Genomic DNA, 24112 nt, shown 5'->3' with positions numbered 1-24112 from the left:
AAAGTTAGTAAAAAGGAAGAATCAAGATGGTAAACAATAACAATAAAATGAAGCAATTCAATATTTTAGAATTTGATCGAACTAAATTAACAAATGTTGAAAACGCAATTTTTAATTTTATTAATGAAAATCCTAATTACTTTACAACGCATACAATTAATGAAATTGCTATCAAAGCAAATGTTTCTGTATCTGGGATTACCCGTTTTGTTAAAAAAGTTGGTTATCATTCCTTAAAATTATTACAGCAATATATTTATGAACGTAATAATTTTATTAAATATAATTATTCTTTATCCTTAAATAATGAACTAGTTGGTGATATTAATAATAACCGGATTTATTATATTTATGCAATTAACCAGACAGTTGATTCACTTGACCATGAGCGAATTAATAAAGTTGTTGATGATATTATTAAAAGCCGGAAAGTTTTATTATTTGGGGTTGGTTCATCTTGAATTCCTTGCTTTGAATTAGCCTCAAACTTAAATAAAATTGGCATTCCGGCAATTTTAAGCCAGGATATTCATGTCCATATTGCAAATATGTCAGCCTTAACCAGAGAGGATCTTATTATTTTAATTTCAACATCTGGAACAACAAATGAAATTCGGGAAATTATTCGGGTAAGTTTAGCTAATTATTTACGGGTTATTTTAATTACTGCTAATGAGCATAGTGAATTTAAAAATATTATTGATAATATTATCCAGTTCAAAACTTATGATGGTGATTATAAATTTAACACAATGTCAGCAAAAGTTTCCGAATTACTAATTGTTGATATTATTTATTCACAATTATTAAAAAAATATCCTGGGGCTGAACGTGCAGTCGCCAGAGCTGGTGAAATGGTTAAACCTTGGCGGAAACTGGATAAAAAATCTTAAAAATAATTTTTTAAAATTCTAAAAAATTATAAAATTTTTGAAATTCATTTTCAAAGATACCTAAAAAAATATGGAATTATTTTCTATATGCGATTATTTTGAAATTTAATTTTACCGAAGTAGTTGTATCATATAGGTAGATTTCTTTAATGAAATATATTTTTTACAGTGAGGGGTAAGTAACAAAAGTGCAACGATTTATCAGTATTCTGTTTTTGTTAGCTGAAAATAACAGTAGTAATGATACATCCAATAATGTTGATCATCATACCCAAATGGTAATTTGAGGATGAGTTATTGGGGTTTCTTTTGTCATTGCTGTTATTTTGATATTGCTTCATTTTTTTTGGTGAAAAAATCACATCCGCTTTCAACGTGATCAAACCATGAAAATAGCAAGAGAACGAGGAATCCTTGCTGAAATTAAAGGTAATATTTTTTTAATCTTAGCATCGTTATTTGCCATTGCCTTTGTTGTAGGAATAGTTACTATTATTAAGTTAGCCACTTAATTTAGTCTTTTTTGATTAAAGAAATTATTTGTTAAAAGTTATGAAAGGAGAAAAGTAAAAATGCAATATTTGCAAAAATTAGGAAAAGCCTTGCAATTCCCAATTGTTGTATTGCCGATTGCTGCTTTAATGTTGCGGATTGGTGGAATTATGACTGACTCAAGTATTAATTCCGCATTGACCCAAAATGGTAACTTATCAGGGTTATGATACATTGGATCAATTCTATCCGCCATTGGGAATGCTGCAGTTGGTAATTTAGCACCCTTATTCGCAGTTGGGCTAGGATTTGGGATGTCAAAAGACTTCCGGGGTGAAGCAGCGTTAGTTGCTTTATTTGGTTGATTTGCGCTAACTGGCTTAATGGGCGTTATTCCCCAATGATACTATAACAATGTATTATTAGGAAATGCTCCAATTGGGAACTTTGGAAATGGTGAACAATGAGCAGTGCAACACTCACGGATTTTATATGTCTTTGACTTTAGTCAAAAACTACCTGGTGGTTATGGGGCTAAATATAACATTGACATGGGAGTCTTTGGTGGTATTTTATCAGGTTGTTGTGTAGCGTTAATTTATAACCGTTACCAAGATGTTAAATTACCAGCTGCTTTAGGGTTCTTTTCAGGAAGAAGATTTGTACCAATGGTAACAGCCTTATTCTTCTTAGGGGGATCATTTGTTGTAGCCGCAATTTGACCATGATTCCAATTAGTTCTTCAATATTTAGGATATGGTTTAGGAGCGATTCCACCTCTGGGAGCGTTCTTCTATGGAATTTTTAACCGTTTATTAATTCCATTTGGATTACACCAAGTTTTAAACACATACTTATGGTTCCAACAACCAATTTCAGGGCACTTAATGACTTTAGAAGGATTTGCCTTATGAAGAATTGTAGATGGAACATTGCAATGAGCACAATATACCTTAACACCTGATGGTCACTTAGCAGCAATTACTGGTTGAAATGACACAGGTATTACAACAACTATTAATGGGGATATTAATGCCTTTTTAGGAAAAATGTATGCTAACTCGGAATTTGGATTAGCGGGGGGAAGTGGTATCTTCCAAGCAGGATTCTTCCCAATGATGATGTTTGGTTTACCAGCAGCCTGTGCGGCAATGATTTTATCAATTGAAAATAAAACTAAACGTGCCGAAATTGCCGGAATTTTAGGTTCAGCGGCCGGAGTTTCATTCTTAACGGGGGTTACTGAACCAATTGAATTCTCATTTATTTTCTTAGCACCATTATTATTAGGAATTCACGCCTTTTTAACAGGGGCATTCGCAGCGTTAACAGTTGGAATGGGAATTCGTTCAGGATTTGGATTTAGTGCCGGATTTGTTGACTGAGCAATTTCAATTAAAACATCATGAGATATGTCAACAATTTCAGGAGCACTTCAAAACAGTGCCTATAAAGTAATTGGTAACCCATTAATGATTTTACCAATTGGAATTATCCAAGGGGCTGCTTACTTCTTTAGTTTCAAATACTTAATTAAAAAATTAAACTTAGTTACTCCAGGACGTGAAGACGAAGCGGCTGAAATTGCTAAAAAATTAGGCAAAGTTGTGAAAACACATGCTGAAAAAAAATTAGCAAAACAAGAAGCTAAAATGGCAACTGCGACAGTTGGCAGTCAAGCCGCATCAGTATCAGCCGGAACAGCGCCAGTTAATGCTAGCGGAGAAATTACTCGTATTGACTTAGCAAAAGATCCGCAAGGTTCTACAAAAATGGCCCAAATTATTTATGATGCAATTGGACATGATAATTTAGTTAAAGTGGATAACTGTATGACAAGATTACGTTTAACTGTTGAAGATAATACGAAAGTTGATGTTGATACAATTAAAAAAACCGGAGTTCCAGGGGTTGTTTTAACTGCTAAAAATAAAGGTCTCCATGTTATTGTGGGGGTTTATGTTGAATCAGTTTCAAAAGAACTATCAAGAATTTCAGGTAAATAATACTAAGTTATAATTAGGAATTACCAAGAGTAATTCCTTTTTATTTTAAAAACTTTTATGTTATAGTTAAGATGTAAACAATCTAGTAAAGTGGGGATGATAAAATGTTAGAGCGGTGTGAAATTAACACAAAAACTTGTTGTGCGCTAGTTTGTAATTGTGATTTTAATTGTTGTGATGAAGATATTACAACCATTAATAATTTTATCAATATTATTAAGCAAAAATGAGCCATTAAAATTATCAATGTTTTAAATAAACAACAAACAGGTTTTAATGAATTGCATAATATTTTAAAAGATTGTACAAAAAAAGTTTTGACCGAATCTTTAAATAATTTAATTGCTCAAAATGTTGTTGAAAAACGAGTGATTATTAAAAATAATGTCCATTATTCTGAGTATAATCTTACCCAAGCGGGATCAGAATTAGTTAATTTATTATTTGATATTAAAAAATTTAGTTGTGCTTATTTAAACAAATAATAGTTGTGGGGAAAATCTAGCAACTATTTTTGATTTTTGCGAGAAATTTATTATTTTGTTAAGATAAATGAGTATAATATATTTATAAAGATTAGGGAAAACAAAAGATAATTTAGAAAGATAGTTACCAAATGAAGAATTTATTTCGTGAAGCAACCCGGGGTTTTCTTAAAAAAATAACCCAGTTTATTGGTTTAATATTTTTTGTTATTGCAGCAATGTTAACCTTTACTGCATTATTTTCTTCTGTTTTTCAAGTTAAAAATGGGGTAAAAGATCTAGCTCGTTATAGTGGCACATACCAATATGAGGTAAAAGCGGATGGGTTATTTATTGATAATAATATTTTTTCAACGGGAGAATATAATAAACTCAACCGAAAATTTTTGAGTGAGTTTTATGATGAAAGTAAAATTGATGCTAATAAGTTAACATTTAATACAATTAAATCTGATTTAAGTAATTTACAATGTACCAATGATAATCAATTATGTACTTGAACAACTTCCCCACCATATTTAAACCCAACTACTGGAACAGCTTCTTTTACAAGTTTACATAAAAACTATAATGAGAACTTGCAAGCGGCCTTTCTAAACTATATTATTTTACATCCTCATGACAGTGGTTTAGATAAAATTATTAATAATCCTGATATTCAATTAGATATTAGCTACTCTTTAAATTATCTATTTACTTTTAAAAGTTTAATTAACAGTGAAGTTCAGTATTATAATATCTCGGCGGTCTATAAAAATCCTGCTCAGTTATTTTATGATGGGGATAGTTGGCGAAGTGATAATGTTTTTCGAGCACCCTTTAATACTGTTTATGATGCTGATAAAAATAAATTAATTCAAACAATTGACCAGGGCTCAATTTATATTTCCCGTCAATATGGTGATTATAATGGCATTCCAATCGGGGGTAATTTAAACTTATCTTCCCAAAATGCGGGTAGTGAAAATATGATTTACAAAGTCAACGGGTGAGCAACTAAATATAGTGATATTTATCCGGTTTTGGCTAATATGGCAACCCTTGTTCAAAGTAGCACTACAATTGATTTTAAAAACGGTGCATTATTATATGGGAATGCTAATGATTTTAAAAATATTGAAGCAGTTTTTCCAAACGGTTCGGAAACTTTAACTGCTTATATTAATATTAGTGGTGGGTTAACCGGAGCAAGTCGTATTAAGCTCTTGAGTGACGCTTTAAATAATTATTTTGTGTCCGCCGATGATACAATTACTAGTTTTTCGAATTCATTTCCTGGCCAAGTGGTAATGCTAACAGATGCTAGTTTCATTATTGATGGTTCAATTGCGATTGCTTGTTCAATTATTATTGCAATTATTATTGGTTTCTTTATCAAAAAAGATATTGAGAATCAAAAACGGCAAATTGGTGTTTTAAAAGCATTAGGATATCAGAAATATAAATTAGCTTTTATCTTTACTTGCAACATTGTTTTTACAATGATTATTGGTTGTGTGTTGGGATGAGCATTAAGTATTCCAATGCAAATGTACTTTACTAGTTCAAACATTTATTCAATTGGGTTACCATTAACAATGTTTTATTTTAACCCCTTAATTTTTACCAGCGCAATTATTTTTGCCCCCGTTGCTTTTATTATTTTGGCTTTTACAATTGCCTTTATTTTATTAAATCGCAGTGCACTTGATTTAATCTATGATTTAAAAAGTAATAATTTAAGTTTTAAAACTCGCAAAGTTAAAAAACAACATAAAAAAATTTGACATTTAGGATTATCTTTTAACATTCACTTATCGTTTACTTTTGCTCTAAAATCATTAGGAAAATGAATAATGGTAATGGTTGTTTTAACATTTGCTTCATTTTTATTAATGTTCCAGCTTGACGCAGGCGTAATGGCAAAGAATGTTGTTAAAAATTCTTTCCGCTATTTTAAAGATGATGTGAAATCATATTTAATAACAAGTTATGACCAAGAAGATGTTACTACTGAAACAAAAGGTGGGACGACTTATCAGTGGTTATCAACCCAAGATGAAGCAGTAAAATTTCATCCGGCAAAAATTTTAAATAATGGAACGACTTTTAATTTTCCTAATCCGCTGTTATGTTTTCCGGCCTTAGCTACCCCGGCTACTTATCCGATTGCTCCTTCAGTATGTGGGGACTTCTTAAATATTATTGGTGATCCAAATGATTCCACTCCAAAAAGTAAAATTAGTATTGAAAATGGTAAGTATCCATTATTAGATTCGGAAACTTTGAAAGCAATTGTTAATTATAAAGTGATTGCCAATGGGACCGAAGTTAATGGATGAGATTATTTACTAAATTTATTATCAAGTCCGTGAATCCAAGCTATTTTAGAAAAACAAGGGGTAACTCCTGACCAAATTAAAGAAATTAGTCAAATTTTAATTACAATCCGAAATCTAAGTAGTTTGACTGGAGGATTGTATCCAAAAGTATATTTTGGTCCTTACATGGTTTATAATCCGCAGTTTGATATGCCCTATACTTCAAAACCAGCACGGTGAGGACCTTATGATAATAAAAATGCTGATAACCCCGTTAGTGATTTGTTTGCAGTAGGATTACCATCCCAACAAGAATTCCGTGATAGTTACTTTAATTTTGAATCTCGGCATTTAAGTTTACAAGATGTGCAGAATAAGGTTTTTGGTTATACAATTTCTTCTACGCCTGTTGGTAATGATCCCCAAAAAGCAATTAACGAACCAATTCCGACTGTCCTCGCGAAACGGGTTTATGAATCATCGCATGTGAACCCCGGGGATGTAATTACCGTTAATGTTCGTGTAACTAATATGATTGGTTATGTGCCAGTTAATTTTAAAGTAATTGGTAGTGATGATGCTGATATTAGTTCTGGTAATTTATATACCAATGAGAATTCTTTACAAATTGTAATGAACCAGTGAATAAATTTATTGGGGAAAGGTGTTCCGTTTCCCACAATCCCTTATCATAATTCAATTGCGACAAAGATTGATAATAACGGAGGAACATTACAACCATATCGAATTTTATCGGCCTTTTCACTAAAAGATGATTATGATTTTACTTTATGAGATACTAGTGGGGGAACTCCTAAAATTGATATTGGGAAGGCCGCAGCATTAAGAGCAAATACCAAGTTAATTAATGGGTTCAATAAAATCTGACCATTTGACACCTTACGGGAAATTTTTGGGAAGGGAATGGAAACGGTTAATGATGTCTTAACAGTTTTGGAAAGCTTAACAGTTATTATTGTAGCCTTGATTCTGGCGGTGCTAATTAGTATGGTGTTAGATGAAAATAAACGGATTATTCTAACTTTAAAAGTTTTAGGATATAAAGTTCGTGAAATTGTCTTTATGGTGCTAGGATTTTATTTATTAGCAGTTATAATTGGTTATTTATTAAGTTATGTTGTTTCCGAACTAGCATGAGAAATTATTATTAATGTCTTGTTCCAAAGAAGTGGAATGCTCTTGGGCTTACCATTTGATTTATCTGTAGTTGGAATTACTATTGCCGTTATCTTAATTATTTTAGGTGTCGCAATAAGCTTAGGATTATGAAGAATTAAAAATAACCGGTTAACAAATATTACCATTGCGTAATTAAAAATTATTTGTTTCACACTAAAATTTTGTTTGAAATACAAATAATTTTTTTATTTTTTTAGGTTTTATCTATTGTTAATAAAACTAGATTTCGTTATTATATTGGTAAGAAAAACTATCAAAGAACTAGCAATAATGAAGGGTTAAGATTACTTAACTAAAATTACAAAGGAGACCTTAAATGAATAAGTTTAAAATTTCTGTTTTTTCTTTTACAATTATTTTTGTGTTTGTAACATTAATTTTTAGTATTATTACCTTTGCAACAACAAATAATGCAATTTTAAAAGATACTTCCTGAAATAATTCACAGTGAATTAAAAACTATTTTGATGATAATCATCATATCAACTGGTCACATTCCGAACCATTATTTTTATTGTTAACATTTTTATTTGGACTCTTAACTTTGCTTAGTTATCTTACTTATGGGATTATTAGTTACTTTAATAATGATTCATTAATAGAATATTTACCAATTGCCATTGGGGGGACAGTTTTAATGGCAATAGTATTTAGTTTAATTACGGTTAATTTTGCTGGTCTTTTTGAGTATAGTTCTTACTTAAAAGGAGCAGCATTAGGAGATAATAATCCTTGAAAATTTAATTATACCTTATCATCTTTTGTCGGAATTAAAGCCGGAGTTAACGAAGCAATTGCCATCACTTTTAGTGGTCTTAGCTTTACGGGCACAATAGGGTATGCAATTTTTAGTTATTTTTATTTTTAAATTATCAAGAAATAGCATATAATTAATTAGTATAATATTTAAACAAAACCAAAATGTTTAAGTTCGCACCCAGTAGGAATTATTTTCCTAATAACTATTGGTAAAGAAAAGGAGAAAATGTATGTTATTGTTTTGACAAACATTTAAGAATATGTTGAAGGAAAAAACTCAAATTTTAATATTTGTAATTTTAGTTATTCTTTCAACATTGTTATTATCTGTTTCTTGAATTGTCAATGAACGGTTAACAGATGCTTATCGTTTTATGGGGCAAGGAACTTTTAACTATGACTATCTTTTAAATTATAATAGTAAGAAAAAAAATACTCATAATGTTGAAACAATTACTCCTTGGTTTGCTTTTGATAATGAGTACCATATGATTACGGATAAGGCGGGCGAAACAAAAACCTTACCCTTTTTAGGTTTGGGAGACAACCACGCCTTGAAAAAAATTAATCCCGATAATATTAAAATTATTATTAGTGGTGGACAAGTTAGTAGTATTGAAATTAATGATCCCACTAACCCTTTAAAATTTACCAATAATGGTTTGTATAATTTTAATGTTGATAATGATAATTTTCGTAAATCATTAATTGGTAGTTTTTATAATCCTAATACAAAACAATTTTCTAATAGTGATGTTATTACTTATTTTATGGAAAATTTTGTCAAGAGTGATATTTCAAAAAATACTATTAATTTATTAGTGACTTATGCTAACCATGTGGGAATTACTAATGATGATAGTGCAAATCGTCAAAAAATTGCTGATTTTATTAATCCAACGACCGGAAATGTTTGGTTGAAAGATATTAATTATAGTAAAGGAACTCCCCCTCAAGATATTCCTAACCAAGCTGATATTTTAAATGAGATCTATGCTAAAGGTTTAGATGGTAATTTTAGTATGTTATATAAAACTGATAATTCGCAATTATTAAATTCAGTTAAAATGTATTATTCACCAACAATTACTAATAATTCAGAACCAGGTTTTAACTACAATATTAATAATGCTACTTTTACTGTTAATGATTTTTATAATTCAAAAAATACGAATGCTGATTTTAAAAATAATCTATGGAATGGAAAGGAATATGGACCTTATGCTTTTACAAGTAGTTATTATCAGTTAGTTGGAGATGCGACAAATTTTGCAATTCAAATGCGTGAGCAATATGAATATTGAGATTTAGCTTCAAATGTTAAATTTAAAGTTATTAATTGGCAACAATTATTAGATTATGGGCAATTAAAAATTATTAGTAAATATAGTAAATTTGATATTAATGATCCAACTAATTCAGTATATGTTATTATTACTCCTCAGTATGCTAAAAACCATAATTTAAGTTTAGGAGATCAGTTAACAATTGGACAAAATACTGGTTTTTTTGTGGGGGCCATCGGGGGAGATGTGGCCAATATTTATCCAACAATTTATAATACTGATGTTTTTCCTGATTCAGAAACAGATTCTGTGGTATATGTTTCACCACAAGTATTTCGTTTGCAAAATAATATTGCTCCTGATCTAGACATTGAAGAAGATAGTACAGCGTTTTTATCTTATCAAGGTCCAAACCAAAAATTAGCTGATTTAGAACGCTTTAAAACATATTTGGCAAGTGATTATTTATCATTAAACACCCCAACTAATAAAAATGCCCCTATTTTAAACCGTGATGATACAAAATTAATTTATGTTCGTTACTCATTACTAGGAACTTCAATTAAAATTTATCGTGCGGTAAGTATTACTTTAGTTGTTATTTTCTTACTAATTTTAATTTTTACGCTAGTTATTTTAATTAAAAAAATTATTAACCAGGAAAAAGTTGAGAATGGAATTTTAAAAGCCAATGGTTATACCGGAATGCATATTGCTGGTTCTTATTTAGTATATTCAATTTTTGTTACCCTAGTCGGAGTACCATTAGGATGATTAATTGGAGTCGCGTTACAGTATCCTATTATGGTAGTTTTTAATAAATATTTTGTCATCCCAAGTGTGTTTTCTTTTAATCCAATTCCATTAGCAATTTGCTTTGGCTTAATTTTAATCGTGACTGTCAGTGCAATTTTCTTTACTGCTGCTCGGCAATTATCAATTAGTCCGTTAGATTTATTAAATCCAAATAAGAACATTCATCCTAACAAATGAATTGAAAAAATTACTAGCCGCGTTCATTTTAAACATTTTAATAATAAATTCCGTTTTATTATTATGGCAATTTCCTTGAAAAAAATTGGGTGGTTCTTTTTAACTTTCTTTGTTGCTAGTTTATCACTAACTTTTGCGATTTTAATTCCGACTTCAATTAATAAGGTGAGTGATGATTATTATCGGAATTTAGCTTATGAAAATGAGTATGGTTATAATAATGTTGTTGGAAATATTCCGTTTTCTCGTTATCAATTATATGATTGGAATGGTCCACAAGCTTCACAAGATCCAATCTATCCATTGGAAAATAATTCATTAATTACAAAATACTTTTATAAAAGTGGTAATTGATTAACAACCAATGATGTGTTAGCTACTAATCCGGGAAAATATGCAATTGATATTAATAATATGATAGTATTTAACTTTATGGCCGGAAAGGGAGCTAGTTTATCAATTGGAGCCTTTTATGATCTATACCAGCGCTCAGGGCAAAACCGGGATATTGAAAATCAAATCAATACATTAGTATGTACGACCTTACCAATGGCTTTTGGGAAACAACCAATTACCCCAACTGATCCAAATGTCATTGACCGTTGAACTTATTGTGTGCAGCATGCTACTGATGGGATGCTACCTGGTAAAATTAAAAATATGTGATTAAAAAATGAATTAGCAAAAGAACAGTTTAATTTTACTTTTGGTACTTCAACTTATAATCACCAGGATGAAGATTTATATACTGGCTTCAATTCACAAATTAAAAATAATATTGATTTATTTACTTATGGAATTAATGCTAATAATAAAACTATTGTGTTTCCTAACCAGAGTTTAAAACGCCAATTAGCAGAAAGTGCTACATTAAATATTAATAAAAATAAGGATGCCTTAATTCCGATGGTAATTAATGAAGTTGTCCAAAAAAAATATGGTATTAAACCAGGTGATATTTTTCCCGCTAATGTCGAAAGTAATACGTTGCAATTTTGTTATACTCCTAATACATGTGTTCCAGTTAATCAATTAGCTTGGAGCTATGAGCCTCCGAGTGGTTTTAATAATAATCAAACTGATCCTTTTAAAATGAATTTAACAAAATTAACTGTTGGTTCTAGTTCAATTAACCGTTTTGGTTTTAGTGATCAGTCAGGAACTCCACAAGATTACTATAATTTAGCTAATTTTACTTTAAGATTACCAAAACCACCAACTGGTGTATTTATGGCTCCAAGTGTTAGTGAAACAACGGGTAAAAAATTGCCAGGTTTATTAGATACTAACCCCGATCCTGCAATTTACCCCGACCAAAAAGTTGTTGAAGATGATGGTGCTTATATTAAAATTCATCCGTTTGCCTCTCGTTATGACCGTGAAATTAATGGACTTGGTGATTTAACAACCGGTTTTCCGACAAATTGATATCGCGAAGCATTTAAACAGGGACTATTAAAAATTGGTGTTACTAAAAAACAAGTATTTTATAATGTTATTGGTTTACAAGAATCATATGATATTCCTCGGGCATATATTAATCAACAGGTAGCAAATCAAATTCTTGGTTATCCAACAACAACTGCTAATTTATATCCTCAAGATCAAAAAAATAATCCGTTATCATGATTTAATGGAAAATTTAGTAAATATCCCGATCAAGTTGACCAGACTGGACGATATAATTTATCATCTTCAAATAGTGCCTATTCAATGATTGATTTTATGAATGGTTCAATGGGAGCGGCAATTGGAAAAACAGATTATCTAATTATTAAAAATCAAGTTATTGAAAAATTAGCTGTTATTTCAACAATTCTTTCAGCCTTATTTGTGGTAATTACCATTATGGCAGCCATTATTATTATTTATATTATGACTGAATCATTTGTTAATAGTTTCTTGAAATTTATAGCGGTAATGAAGTCATTAGGATACTCTAACTGAGAAGTTAATAGTTTGACGCTAGGAATTTTCACACCATTTGTAGCGATTGCTTGGGGAGTCGGGGTTGGAATTATGTGATTAATTGTTAAGTTAGGAATGTATGGTTTTTCAATGACAAGTTCAGTTATTATTCCCCTAGGGTTCCCATGGTTAATTATTCCAATTACATTCTTCTTTATAGTTGCTATTTATGCTGTGACTTATTGAATTTCAACTTATAAAATTAAACATATGAGTATTCAAGAACAAATTAATGCTAACGAAATATAAATCTAAATAAATCTTATTTAGATTTTTTTAAACTAATTTACTTCGGAAAAAAGATTTTTAGATTTAAACTTCAATTTTAATCTAATTGCAAGTATTTTTGAAAAGTATATAATTAAATTACGAAGAAAAAGCAGGTGATTCAATGAATTTCTTTAATGAAAAAACTGTCTTTATTAATGAAGTGGTAAATACAATTTTTAAATCATCATTTTTTTGATTGCTTTTTATTTTTATTTTAGTGATGCACTCTTATACAATTTTTTATAATATTCGCTATAGTTTCAAAAAAACTAAGAAAAATAATTTAATGCAGTTTTTCTTATCCCTAGCCTTAGGGGGCATCATTATTTATTCCTTTAATTTATTATTAATTTATATATTAGCAATTTATCATCCTAGTCTAATGTTTTGAGTTAATTTAATTTTAGGTTTAATTTTTTTAACAACGGCAATTGTTGTTTATAAATACCATAATATTGGGGCCGAATTTTATAAATTATTTAGTATTATTTTTATGATTATTTTAAGTGTAACTTTATTTAAACTTTTTATTTACTTTACAAAAACAACAATGACTTTAAAAATAATTATGATAACTTGCGGAATTTTAATTGGAACAGGATTAATTTATTTATTAATGTTACGTGTTAATAATAATGCAATGCTAACTTTAGTAAAAAAATTTATGGGATGGTTTTTTGTTATTCGTTTTTTAACCTTATGTAATATTTATATTACAACTAGCGATCAAAATTTACAATTTAAAGATTTTCTCCAAGATTTCTTTTTAGAAAGTATTATTGAATTATTTGCAATTTTTACTTTCTTTATTTACCAGAAAAAACAAGAAACCAAAGAAAGCGAAGAAGTTTTAGATCAAGAATCATTGCTATTTAAAATTAAGCATAATAATTTAAAATATAATACTTGGTTAAAAAATACTGATACGTTTATTAATGGCTACCGCCAGGTGTTAATTAACTAGATTATCTTATTTTCATTAATTTAATTTATCAAACTTTATTTTAATAATTAATAACAATATTAGTTTACATATGATAGGAGATGAAAATAATGAAAAAATTAATTTCAATTTTAGGAGTATCAACTTTAGTAATGTCTTCCACATTAGCATTAACAGCTTGTCGTGGTAAAAATGGTGGGGGTGTTGATAATAGTTATTTTGATAGTGAACTAGACAAAGTTGATCCCACAATTCGTAACCAAGTTAAATACACAAGTAGCATTGCAAAAATTCTAATTGCCGCTCGTCATGAGAATATGAATACTTACGCGTTTCCTGCTTTACAATATTTCTTAAATAATGTGGGAACAAATTTAGACGGAACCTTTAAGACTAAATCAGGGCAAGAAGTTAAAATTAAAGATTATATTGATGGATACAAAAAATTAAATAATATGACATGAAATACAAGATCAGCTGGGGATAGTAATTATAATGGTGAAGTTAATAAATATGACATTATGAATACAATGGTTGAAATGAATAATTTCAACAAGTGAAATGTTGAAAGTGGTCGCCCCACTGATAATGACTTTGAAGTTAATCCCAATACTGCGTGAGCATTTTATGACACCGGAGCAATGGTTAATAGTATTTCACAAAAAGCTGATTCAGTGTTAGATTATGTTAATAAAACTTCAGGTTGATGGCCATACTACCAAAGCCAATCTGGACAACCAGGGGCATCTAATATTATTTATAATAATTTTATTGGAACTTCGCCAACAACTTCACAGTTGGGTTACACAACTAATGGTGGTAAGCAAACAATTAACTATGGGAGCAAAATTGCTAACCAGGCCTCTAATTTATTTAACCTATACGGAACTAAATACTTTAACTTAGCAATTAGTTCGTTAGCTAATTTTGGGCCAGGTATGGAAATGCCAACAATTCAAGCATTAACAAAAATTTTCCCAGTAGCAGCAACTGATGAAGCTGGTGAAGCAACCATGGGAGTTTTATTGGCAGCGCCAATGGCAATTATGGCAGTTCAAGCATACTCAGATTGGTTTGAGAGTAATAATACTATCAAAGATGGTACTCCCTTATTACAAATTTTTAGTAAAGATACTTTAAATAATTTAAAAGTAAAATTTAAAGATGATAAAGGGGATGCCCAAGATTTAAATCTTGGAGGAATTCTTCAAAAAATTAATCCCGAAATTATGTCATATTTAATTCAAGGAGCAAATGAAAAACAATATTTAGATTTAACAAACCCTGATCATAAAAACCGCTTTTTAAAATGGTATGCAATTTTAAGCGACTGGTTTAAAAAAGCAATCGCCAAAGAAGAAGCAGCGACTGGGCAAAAATTTGATACTGTTAAGTTTAACCAAGTGATGCCAACAGCAATTTATGAAGAAATAAAAAAATTACAAGATGTGCTTTTAAAATATGTTACGATGGCTACTGATGCTGCGGTATTGCTTCGAACAGTTACAGAGATGTTTTCTCAACCTGGCTTTGATTTATTTAATTTATTACAAGGAATTGGGGGATTAGCTAGTTGGTTCTACCAATGAGATTCAACCCAAGAGGACTTTGTTGTTAATACCACAAATGTAGAACATATTAGAAAGGTATATAATGATGGACCAAAAGCCAGTGGTTATAATGCAAATCTAACTAATGTTGATCCAAAAAGTGATTATGGACAAATGCTATTAAAAGAATTTGGTTTAGATAGTAGTAATAATACTTATACTAAAGGTTCATTATTTGACATGATTAATACTTGAGCCCATGGTAGTGATGGTTCAAACCCTGATAATGAGGCAATGCACCAATTTATTCTTAATGCCCTAGATTCAAAAAATGGTTACTTAGGAAAATTATTGAATAATGTTGATCAAGCAATGGCTAATGATTGATTTGATAATATTTTCTTAAATCGTAAATGATATATTAGTGCTGATGGAACCGGGGTTGATGGAAGCAAATTGGGAAAAGTAGTAAAAGATGGGCAAATTGTGGGAGTCCGCTACCAATTAGACTATTATGGACCAAAAGATGCTTCAACTAAATTAGAATATCATACTTCGCCATTAGGCTATACTGACCCAACCACTGGAAAAGTTCCGTCTTGAGCACCAGATCCAAATCCTAAGCCTGCTGATAAACACAATATTGCTCCTCAAAATGGAGGAACTTGAGATGACAGTGACTGAAAAGGATATGATGGTGATGGCAATACTTATTTAGCAAATAGTGAACAAGTTAAATATAGCTATGTTGTTGAATTTGATGATGAAGCTCGCCTAATTAATGCCTTCACTGGTCAAGGTGATTTAAATCAACAATCTTATAAATTATCAGATTTTGCTTGATATTATAACGGTAATCGCTACTATTAAAATTTAAAAAATATTTAAAAAACACATTTATTAAATGTGTTTTTTATTTTAATAATTTTAATTGAACTAGAATTTTTAAAAAAATAAAGTAACTTTTATATTTATTAGTTATGTTAAAATAGTGGTGAGAGTAAAACCACTTCCATAACTTCAAAAAGAAATGGGGGTGGTTACCGTGAGGAAACTTTTAGTTTTTCTCCAGGTAATAACCACCACATTGCAGTTCATAATTTTAGTTTTAAGCCTAATTAATTAGGCATTAAAAAAAGTCCTACTAACCTCAGAAATTTGTAGGACTAAATAAAACTACAATGGGAGTGGTTAACTCTCACTTTTTATAACCATTTTTATCTTAGCATAAAAACTATTATTTGTAAATGTTTTCTTTTTCTAAGGATTATATAGTGTGACTTTCAAATTAGTTATTGTTTTTTTGAAAAATTATTTATAATAACTATATGTAAATTGAGTACTAAAAGTACCTAAAAAATTATTTTTTAGGTACTTTTTTATTTTTTTAAGTATTCTTTTACATAAATTTAATGGTTTATTTTTTTGAAATTAATTTAATTTTCATTAAAATTCCAATATTAATTTAAAAAATTAATATGAATTTAAAAAGAAAAAAATTTGACATAACGTTTGAACATAAACTTTTATTCAAAAATTATGAACGCTATTTAAACAAATATATTTTTAATTTTTAAAGAAAGGATTTGATTGAATGTTTAATTGATGAAAAAAAAGAACGGAAGTAGAAATTTCTAAGCAAAAGCGGAGATTAAAATTTTATAAGAAAAAAAGTTATTTTCGATGATTCTTTTGTTTTTTATTTAATATAACTTTTAAAAAATATGAACAAGAATTTGAAAATGAAGAGCAACAATTAGCCCAAGCAAGTGCTAATGTGGCAAATCGGCAACCAGAAAATGCTAATGAGGAACCACTTAGTTTTGACCAACAGCAGCAACAAACAAGAGAGAAAATTGAAGAAGTAAAAGAACTTATGGCGGAAGCTAAAAATTTAATGCGGGAAAATAACCAAAAATTTCCCCAGGTAATTGCTTTAAAATTATTAATGCAAAATTTTATTAGTTTAAGTAATCACCCCCATTTATTAAATAAAGAGAAGGAACATAAAAATTATAAGAAAGAAAAATATGAAGAAATTTTTCAATGCAAACAAGAAACTCTCGCATATTTTAAAGAAATTGAAAAAAACTTAGATAATATCTCAAGAAAAGATATTAACCCGATATTTTTAGAATCAATTGCAAAAGTTAATAAATTTTATGATCTGTTTTTAAAAAAGGTAGAGTACAAAGCTACAACAATTTCAGGATCATTGGGTAAAAAAATAAATAGAGCTTCAGATCCTAAATATTATAATAAATTATTAGCCCAATTAAAAGAACTTCAAGCTCTTAATGCTAGTGAAATTCTTAGCATAATTGATGATAGTTCATATAATCATTTAGCAGCAAATTTAAATTTAACAGCAATTAGAAAATCAGATCCGATTGGTAGGTTACGAGAAATAGTTAATCCCTCGTTATCTTCATCGAAACCTGATCCCAAACCTAGTACTAGTTCATCAAAAACACGAACTCTAGCAAAAGTTGAATCATTAGTTAAGAAAAAGTTAAAAAATTTAGAAAAAGCAAAAGAAAATAAGAAAAAACAAAGGTCAACAAAATCAGATCAAATAACAAGAGATTAAAATCCCATTGTATTGCATAATTTTGCAATACAATTTTATTTAAATACTTAGAAACTCATTGACATGAACTCTTAAATATAATAATATATATCTTGGTATTGTACCAATAGTCATCTAAAATACCATAGACAGCAACGGATTATTTATATAATCTTAATAATGTTGCCGAGGCATTATGACATGTAATTAAATATTTATATGTTTATTTTTATAATGTTTCTGGCAATTAATAGTTATTATTAATTGCTTTTATTTTATTAATAGTTATAGGAGGCAAAGAATGAAGCCAGCATTACAAAAGAAAACAGCTGTTGTTAAAGAAATTGTTGATAATTTAAAAACTGCTAATTCAGCGGTTATTGTTGAATATCAAAAATTAACAGTAGCAGAGTTTACAGAGTTAAGAAGAACATTAACTGAAAAAAGTGTTAGCATTAAAGTTTATAAAAATAATTTAGTAAGCTTGGCGGCTAAAGAAGCAGGATTTGGAGAATTAGATCAATTCTTAACAGGTCCTAATGCATTTGCTTTTGGTACAGGTGAAGAGATGGCAGCAGCAAAAACTTTAGCAAAATTTGCAAAAAAACACCCAGCATTAAAATTAAAAGCGGGAATTTATGAAGGTAAAGTGTTGGATACTAAAGCAATTACTGAAATTGCATTACTACCAACCAAAGATGAATTACTTTCAATGTTTGCATCAAGTTTATTATACCCCTTACGAATGTTTGCAATTGCAGTTAAAGAAATTGCAAAAACTCGTAGCGAATAATTTAATTATTTAAAATTAAAAAATACCAAATTAACAGGAGGATTAGAAATTATGGCAATGTCAAAAGACGATATTATTAAAGCGCTAGAAGATATGAAACTAGCTGAATTAAATGAATTAGTAAAAGCAATCGAAGATCACTTTGGAGTAGTAGCAGCGGCAACCATCGCAGCCCCTGCTGCTGATGGTGGAGCGGCAACGGGAGCACCAACTGAAGTTGATGTTGTGTTAACTGACGCTGGACAAAGTAAAGTTGCAGTTATTAAATTAGTTGGGCAACTAACAGGAAAAGGATTAATGGATGCCAAAGCAGTTGTTGAAAAATTACCAGCTGTTATTAAAGCAAAAGTTAAACCTGAAGAAGGAGAAGAAATTAAAGGTCAATTAGTTGCGGCTGGAGCAACAATTGAGTTAAAATAATTTAATTATTATTCCATAACAAAAGCAATGGGGATTACCATTGCTTTTTCTTACTAAATCAATTTCAAACCAAGAAAAGTCAAAATTTTATGATAATATTAAGATACTAATAAATTTATTTATTTTAGAAATGATCGCGATATTTTAATCTAGGAACTTAATGGGCATTAAAATATTTTTTTATATGGAATAAAGAGTAAAGAAGAGGTGACAAAATGCAAAGCCAAAAAACGACAGAATCAATTTGAGTTTTTTACCGAAATGCCTGGTTATTTATGATTCCAATTTGTGTTCAAGCATTGGTTGAAACATTATTAGGATTAATGAATAATTTTATTGTTGGTCAATTTGGTGATACTGATACAGTCGCTGGAGTTGCTTCTTCTAGTAATATTTATGATTTAGTATGGTACATCTTTTTTGCTATTATTGCTGCTGGCAATATTTTTACTGCCCAATATTTAGGAAGTAAAGACGATCATAAGGTTCAAGAAACAACAAATATTAAATTATTTTATACTTTAATTTTTTCCGTGTTGTTTATCATTATTTTAGAATTATTTAGTAAAGAAATCTTAGGATTAATTTTAGGGACAACTGATCAACACCATCAAAAAGCGAGTGAAATTGGAACACATTATAGTCAACTAACGGCCTGGAATTATCCCTTATTAGGATTTGCTTATGTAATGTCATTAACAATGAATACTTGTGGTAATGTGAAAGTCCCATTTTTTACTGCCTTATCATCTTTATGCTTAAATACTTTTTTGGTGTGTATATTATCATTGCCATATCATAATTCGCCTAACCTAGGAATTGTTGGGATGGCAATTAGTTTAATTGTAGCCAGAATAGTTGAATGTTTAATTTTTTTAGGTTATTTAATTATTAAAAAACCAATTTATCGGCCAAATTTAAATATTTTTAAAATTAGTCGTGATATGCATAAGAAATATATTAAAGCATTTTTACCATTATGAATTAGTAACATGTTATTTGGTGCTTCTATCGTGGTTCAAACTTCGTTATATTCTTATTATGGTGATACCAGTGTAGTAGCAGCTGCCCAAATTACTGGTAGTGCAATTGCAATTTTTTATTCAACTTTCCGGGGTTATAATGCCTTAGTTAGTTTATATGTTGGGAAAAATTTGGGGGCTGGCGAATTGGATTTAGCCAAAGAGAATGCCGCAAAAATTTTAAAGTTAAGTTTTATTAACTCGTTAATTATTGTAAGTTGTGCCTTTTGAGTACCTAAAACACTATTCCCTAATTTAACTGCTGAAGCATTATACTTAACAACTTGGTTTATGGCCTTTAGTGCTTTTACTTATTTTTGTATTAATATGCTCCAACCTTTATTTAACTTCTTATATTCAGGGGGTTATACCTTAATTGTTAGTGTTTTTGACTTATTTTTGATCTGAATCGTTGATATTTTTGTAACCTTTGCCCTATTACGCTGAGCTCACATTGATATTAAATGAATTATGATGATTTCTTGTTTAAGTAAAATTATTGATTTTATCACTTCTTATCTTTTATATAAAATTGTACCCTGAAATAAAAAAATTGTTGGAGAATCTCATGAACAACATGGCGAGATTATTACCCAACAACCTTAGCATAATTTATTTAACTTGTAGAAACTCATTTAACTCATCATTATTTTTAATTGCTTCTTTCAAAGAAAAACTTTCATAGTGGCCAGGATAAACCAGAAGTTCATCATCTAGCATCATAATTTGGATTAATGAATTTTTAAAATATTCAATATCACAATATGGAATATCATGAAAGTCAATTTTGTCTTTAAAAATAGTATCACCAATAAAAATTGTTTGTAACTCTTTAATTAAAATATATTGACTGCCAGGGGTATGCCCCGGAATATGTTTTAATTGAATTTCATAACCAATTTCACAAATATTTTTCGAACCCTGAATGGGGATTAAATTATTAATTGGTTCAGTAACAGTAAAATTAATTTGGCGGTATTTCGATAAATTGTGCTCTGTTGAAGTTAAACAAATTTTATCTCATTCATTAATATAGACCTTAACATCCGGAAATTTTGTCAGCAAAGTGTTTATACCAATTAAATGATCCCAATGGCCATGAGTAATAATTAGTGCATGAAGATTAAGATTATTATCCAAAATATATTGAATCGCTTCTTCAACACTGGTAGAAGCATCAATCATAATCGCATTGTTATTGTTGGAAACTACATAAGTGTTTTGGCTATTTAAATTTTTATCAGTAAATTGTTTTATCATTAGTTTTTCTCCTTTTCTTAATAATTAATATATCACTTTTAAATAAAATAATTATTAAAAATATTAGAAAATTAAGAATAAATTAAAACTTAAGATTTAAACAAATTAAATGTTTAAAATAATTGCTTGCTTTTCATTTTTAATTTTCTTTTTTCTTATATAATTAAGTTAATAAATAATGATAGAGCATTTAAAATGCCATAAGAGTCTTTGATTTTTATGGCATTTTTTATTTAAAGAAAGGACCGTTTATATGAGTATCAACACCAAAGCCCCTGCCAGCTTATTTATCTTGGAAGAAATAAAACTTAAGTTAGAGGAAGAAACTAAGTTATTTTTAAATGAATTAATTTCGTTAGAAATTCTTGACCAACAGTCTTTCAAAACTTTTGCTGATTTTAAAATGGGACTTTTAAAAGAATTGTCACAAATTAGTACCATCAATGCGAATGAAATCGTACAGTTTTTTAACCAAAAAGAAAATTTAGTATTTATTGAAAAAAATGAGTATTTTAAATTTAAAGCAAGTATTTTTAACATGCTTGCCAATGCAACGCCTCAAGAAGTTAGCGATATTTCTTTAATATTTGAGTCTTTTGAGCATCAACGAAAAGAACATGTATCTCATAATTCATTTTTTATTGAATGAATGTTAATTCAAAAAAAAATATTGCAAGAGTTAAAAGGCAAATTTAATACCCTTGATTCAATAACACAGTCAGTTTTTCAAAATGATTCGCTAATAGAACCGACAAAAGATTTAATGGAAATTAAGAGCATTAGGAATATAATTAATTTGCTAAATGATGTTAAAAATGCTTTATATTCATATTACAATAATAAAATTGAAAATTATTCAAAATTTAAAAATACTGTTTTTCCTGTTTTTGATTTTGAAATTTTAAAAGAAGATATTAATAATGAAATGTTATTGGCAGAAATTCAGAGATTATTTAAAGATTATCACGAAAAGTTGCGGACTGAGCAAAAAGATCATGAACTAGATTTTTCAAAACAAATTTTACAAAATAGAAATGAAATTATATTATCAGCTATTGGGGTTTTTAATGAAAAAGTCAATTTAATTAAGAAAAATAAAAACAATATTGATAATAATACACGCTAGGTGAAGATGATGGAATCTGAAAAAATTTTGGATATTTTCCACTATAAAAAAATAACGGAATTAGATCTAAAACTGCACAAATTAAAAACACAAGAAATTAATTTAAATAAAAGTATTAATATTAAAAATAGCAAAGTTAATATTAATTTAAGATATGATTTAGATCAAATTAAAATGCAATATTATGTTTTTAAAAGTACTAAAAATAAGTTAGCAATATTATTAACAAATTCAAACATTTATAAAGCGATTCAAGCGACAAAGGATTGAAACTTAAAAATAGCGTTAGCGAATAAATATTGGCAAATTAAACAGGAATATCTTACTTTTAATTTAAAAAATTATTTTAAAGATACTTCAAATGTTCTTAAATTACAAATAAAATTAGATAAAAATCAACAATTAGTCAAAAATTTAAATTATAATCTTAATAATTTAGATCTTGAAATTAATAAATTAGAGTTATTAAATAATTCTCAAACAAGAGCAACAAATTCCCTAGATCATAATATTTCTTTGAATAAAACATATTTAATTATTTTACTAACCTTAAAAATAAAATTTCTTCATCAAAAACAAATTTTGTTAAATCAGTTAATTTTAATTATTCCAAAATTAAGAAATTTTATTAATAAATATCAAAAATTTTATAATGATATCATTAAAAAATTTATTGAAGAAATTAAAATTGCAATTAATAGTATTACTAATCTTTTCAAGCAAATCAATTATCCTTATGAAGGATAATTTTGTTAAAAAATTTTTATTATTTTTTTAATTTAACAGATATAATTAACTTATAAAATATGAAAAAACAAAATTCTAAAATAAGAGGGGTTTGAAAAAAATGGCTAATGGATTAGTTAATTTTAACTTATATGCTTTATTTTTCTTATTGTTAGTTAAAATTATTTTAATAAGTTATATTTTTGGTTATTTTCGTTTGTTATTTTCAATAATTTCAAAAAAACGCCATGGTGAAACAATTAGCGAAGATTTCTACTACCGTCCTTTTGTTTTTCATTTATTGCATTTTATAATTTTATTAATTTTATATCTACTAATTAATCATTTATCCTATTATGATACTATTTTAATTTTTAATTTGGAAGTTAATATTCAAGCATTTTTTGCAATTTCGGTTTTATATACAACAATGGTGTATTGATTTGTGCGGAATCACAAGGAACGTTATTTACTTTTATTCTGTTTTATTTTATTTGTTATTATTAATTTTATTTATAAATTAATAATTTATTTTATCCTACAGTTACCTGCTTCTTTTATGCGCGATGGAATGTTTTTAGGGATTATTTATTTAGTTATTGGCGGGTTAGTATTATTTAATTTTAATAATAAGATTAGATTATATTTTCAAGTGTCCATATTAAAATTAATAATGTGGCTAATTTCTTATCGACCACAAGGCCATTATTTAGTTATTCGCCAAAAAATACAGTTAATTTTTTTAACAGATGGGATTCAGATTCTTTTTCAGGTTTTATTTGATGTTAATAGTCTAAAATGAGAAATGCTATTAGAGCAATATCATCAAGAGTTTTTACAGAGATGAAAGATTACGGATGAGAACATCTGATTATTGATTTATGTTTTAATGCTTCTTAATAATGACAGTTGTTTAAAAAAAGAATCGCCAATTACAGCTGATAATCCTCTTAAATTAAAATGACTTTATAAAAAGGGCTGATTTCAGGTAATGTTAAATTAATTTTTCCTTATTTTTAAATAAAAGTTTAATTAATAAGGAGGAATATAC

17 protein-coding genes are annotated in these 24112 nt (G+C 28.5%); 16 read left to right on the top strand and 1 reads right to left on the bottom strand.

Translation table 4 applies throughout. The features are described from left to right. The first annotated feature begins 26 nt into the window (after positions 1-26). From SERIO_RS06055 to SERIO_RS05995, 13 genes are all read left to right on the top strand, one after another. Positions 27-893: a MurR/RpiR family transcriptional regulator gene (locus SERIO_RS06055; protein ID WP_047791934.1), complete on the top strand. Its 867-nt coding sequence runs from the start codon at positions 27-29 to the stop codon at positions 891-893. Between the two features lie 188 nt (positions 894-1081). Beyond that, entirely contained in the window at positions 1082-1405 is a 324-nt protein-coding gene (locus SERIO_RS06050) for a hypothetical protein (RefSeq protein ID WP_236682145.1), read from the top strand. A gap of 60 nt (positions 1406-1465) precedes the next feature. Further along, positions 1466-3391 carry a PTS transporter subunit EIIC gene (locus SERIO_RS06045; RefSeq protein WP_047791933.1) on the top strand — a complete coding sequence of 642 codons (1926 nt, stop codon included), beginning with the start codon at positions 1466-1468 and terminating at the stop codon, positions 3389-3391. A gap of 104 nt (positions 3392-3495) precedes the next feature. Then, the gene (locus SERIO_RS06040; protein ID WP_047791932.1) at positions 3496-3876 is read left to right on the top strand and encodes a winged helix-turn-helix transcriptional regulator; all 381 of its coding nucleotides are present in this window, start codon (positions 3496-3498) and stop codon (positions 3874-3876) included. Between the two features lie 131 nt (positions 3877-4007). Beyond that, the gene (locus SERIO_RS06035) at positions 4008-7508 is read left to right on the top strand and encodes an ABC transporter permease (protein WP_047791931.1); all 3501 of its coding nucleotides are present in this window, start codon (positions 4008-4010) and stop codon (positions 7506-7508) included. A gap of 184 nt (positions 7509-7692) precedes the next feature. Continuing rightward, positions 7693-8244: a hypothetical protein gene (locus SERIO_RS06030; protein WP_047791930.1), complete on the top strand. Its 552-nt coding sequence runs from the start codon at positions 7693-7695 to the stop codon at positions 8242-8244. A 121-nt stretch (positions 8245-8365) separates the two neighbouring features. Then, complete coding sequence (locus SERIO_RS06025; protein WP_047791929.1) at positions 8366-12631, top strand: ABC transporter permease; 4266 nt, start codon at positions 8366-8368, stop codon at positions 12629-12631. Positions 12632-12773: 142 nt separating this feature from the next. Beyond that, positions 12774-13616, top strand: a complete 843-nt coding sequence (locus SERIO_RS06020) for a hypothetical protein (RefSeq protein WP_047791928.1) — start codon at positions 12774-12776, stop codon at positions 13614-13616. Between the two features lie 89 nt (positions 13617-13705). After that, entirely contained in the window at positions 13706-16015 is a 2310-nt protein-coding gene (locus SERIO_RS06015) for a hypothetical protein (RefSeq protein ID WP_047791927.1), read from the top strand. A 724-nt stretch (positions 16016-16739) separates the two neighbouring features. Then, positions 16740-17735: a hypothetical protein gene (locus tag SERIO_RS06010; RefSeq protein ID WP_047791926.1), complete on the top strand. Its 996-nt coding sequence runs from the start codon at positions 16740-16742 to the stop codon at positions 17733-17735. Between the two features lie 280 nt (positions 17736-18015). After that, positions 18016-18507 (top strand): 50S ribosomal protein L10, encoded by a 492-nt coding sequence (rplJ, locus tag SERIO_RS06005; RefSeq protein WP_025317883.1) that lies wholly within the window; start codon positions 18016-18018, stop codon positions 18505-18507. A gap of 51 nt (positions 18508-18558) precedes the next feature. Then, positions 18559-18927, top strand: a complete 369-nt coding sequence (gene rplL, locus SERIO_RS06000; protein WP_047791925.1) for a 50S ribosomal protein L7/L12 — start codon at positions 18559-18561, stop codon at positions 18925-18927. A gap of 215 nt (positions 18928-19142) precedes the next feature. Continuing rightward, positions 19143-20555, top strand: coding sequence for an MATE family efflux transporter (locus tag SERIO_RS05995; protein WP_047791924.1), 1413 nt, complete (start codon positions 19143-19145; stop codon positions 20553-20555). Positions 20556-20561: 6 nt separating this feature from the next. On the opposite strand, the gene SERIO_RS05990 is transcribed toward SERIO_RS05995, so the two are convergent. Further along, the gene (locus SERIO_RS05990; protein ID WP_047791923.1) at positions 20562-21209 is read right to left on the bottom strand and encodes an MBL fold metallo-hydrolase; all 648 of its coding nucleotides are present in this window, start codon (positions 21207-21209) and stop codon (positions 20562-20564) included. Positions 21210-21462: 253 nt separating this feature from the next. Between SERIO_RS05990 and SERIO_RS05985 the strand changes: the two genes are divergently transcribed. The 3 genes from SERIO_RS05985 to SERIO_RS05975 all read left to right on the top strand — a co-directional run bounded on the left by SERIO_RS05985 (position 21463) and on the right by SERIO_RS05975 (position 24064). Continuing rightward, positions 21463-22335 carry a hypothetical protein gene (locus tag SERIO_RS05985; protein ID WP_047791922.1) on the top strand — a complete coding sequence of 291 codons (873 nt, stop codon included), beginning with the start codon at positions 21463-21465 and terminating at the stop codon, positions 22333-22335. A 6-nt stretch (positions 22336-22341) separates the two neighbouring features. Next, entirely contained in the window at positions 22342-23082 is a 741-nt protein-coding gene (locus tag SERIO_RS05980) for a hypothetical protein (RefSeq protein ID WP_148553487.1), read from the top strand. A gap of 100 nt (positions 23083-23182) precedes the next feature. Next, on the top strand, positions 23183-24064 hold the full coding sequence (locus tag SERIO_RS05975) for a hypothetical protein (protein WP_047791920.1): 882 nt from the start codon (positions 23183-23185) through the stop codon (positions 24062-24064). Positions 24065-24112: the final 48 nt, after the last annotated feature.

It is taken from the genome of Spiroplasma eriocheiris (genome assembly GCF_001029265.1).
Classification (GTDB): domain Bacteria; phylum Bacillota_I; class Bacilli_A; order Mycoplasmatales; family Mycoplasmataceae; genus Spiroplasma; species Spiroplasma eriocheiris.
The sequence above is the reverse complement of the archived record's forward strand: the minus strand, read 5'-3'. Positions and strand labels throughout refer to the sequence as shown.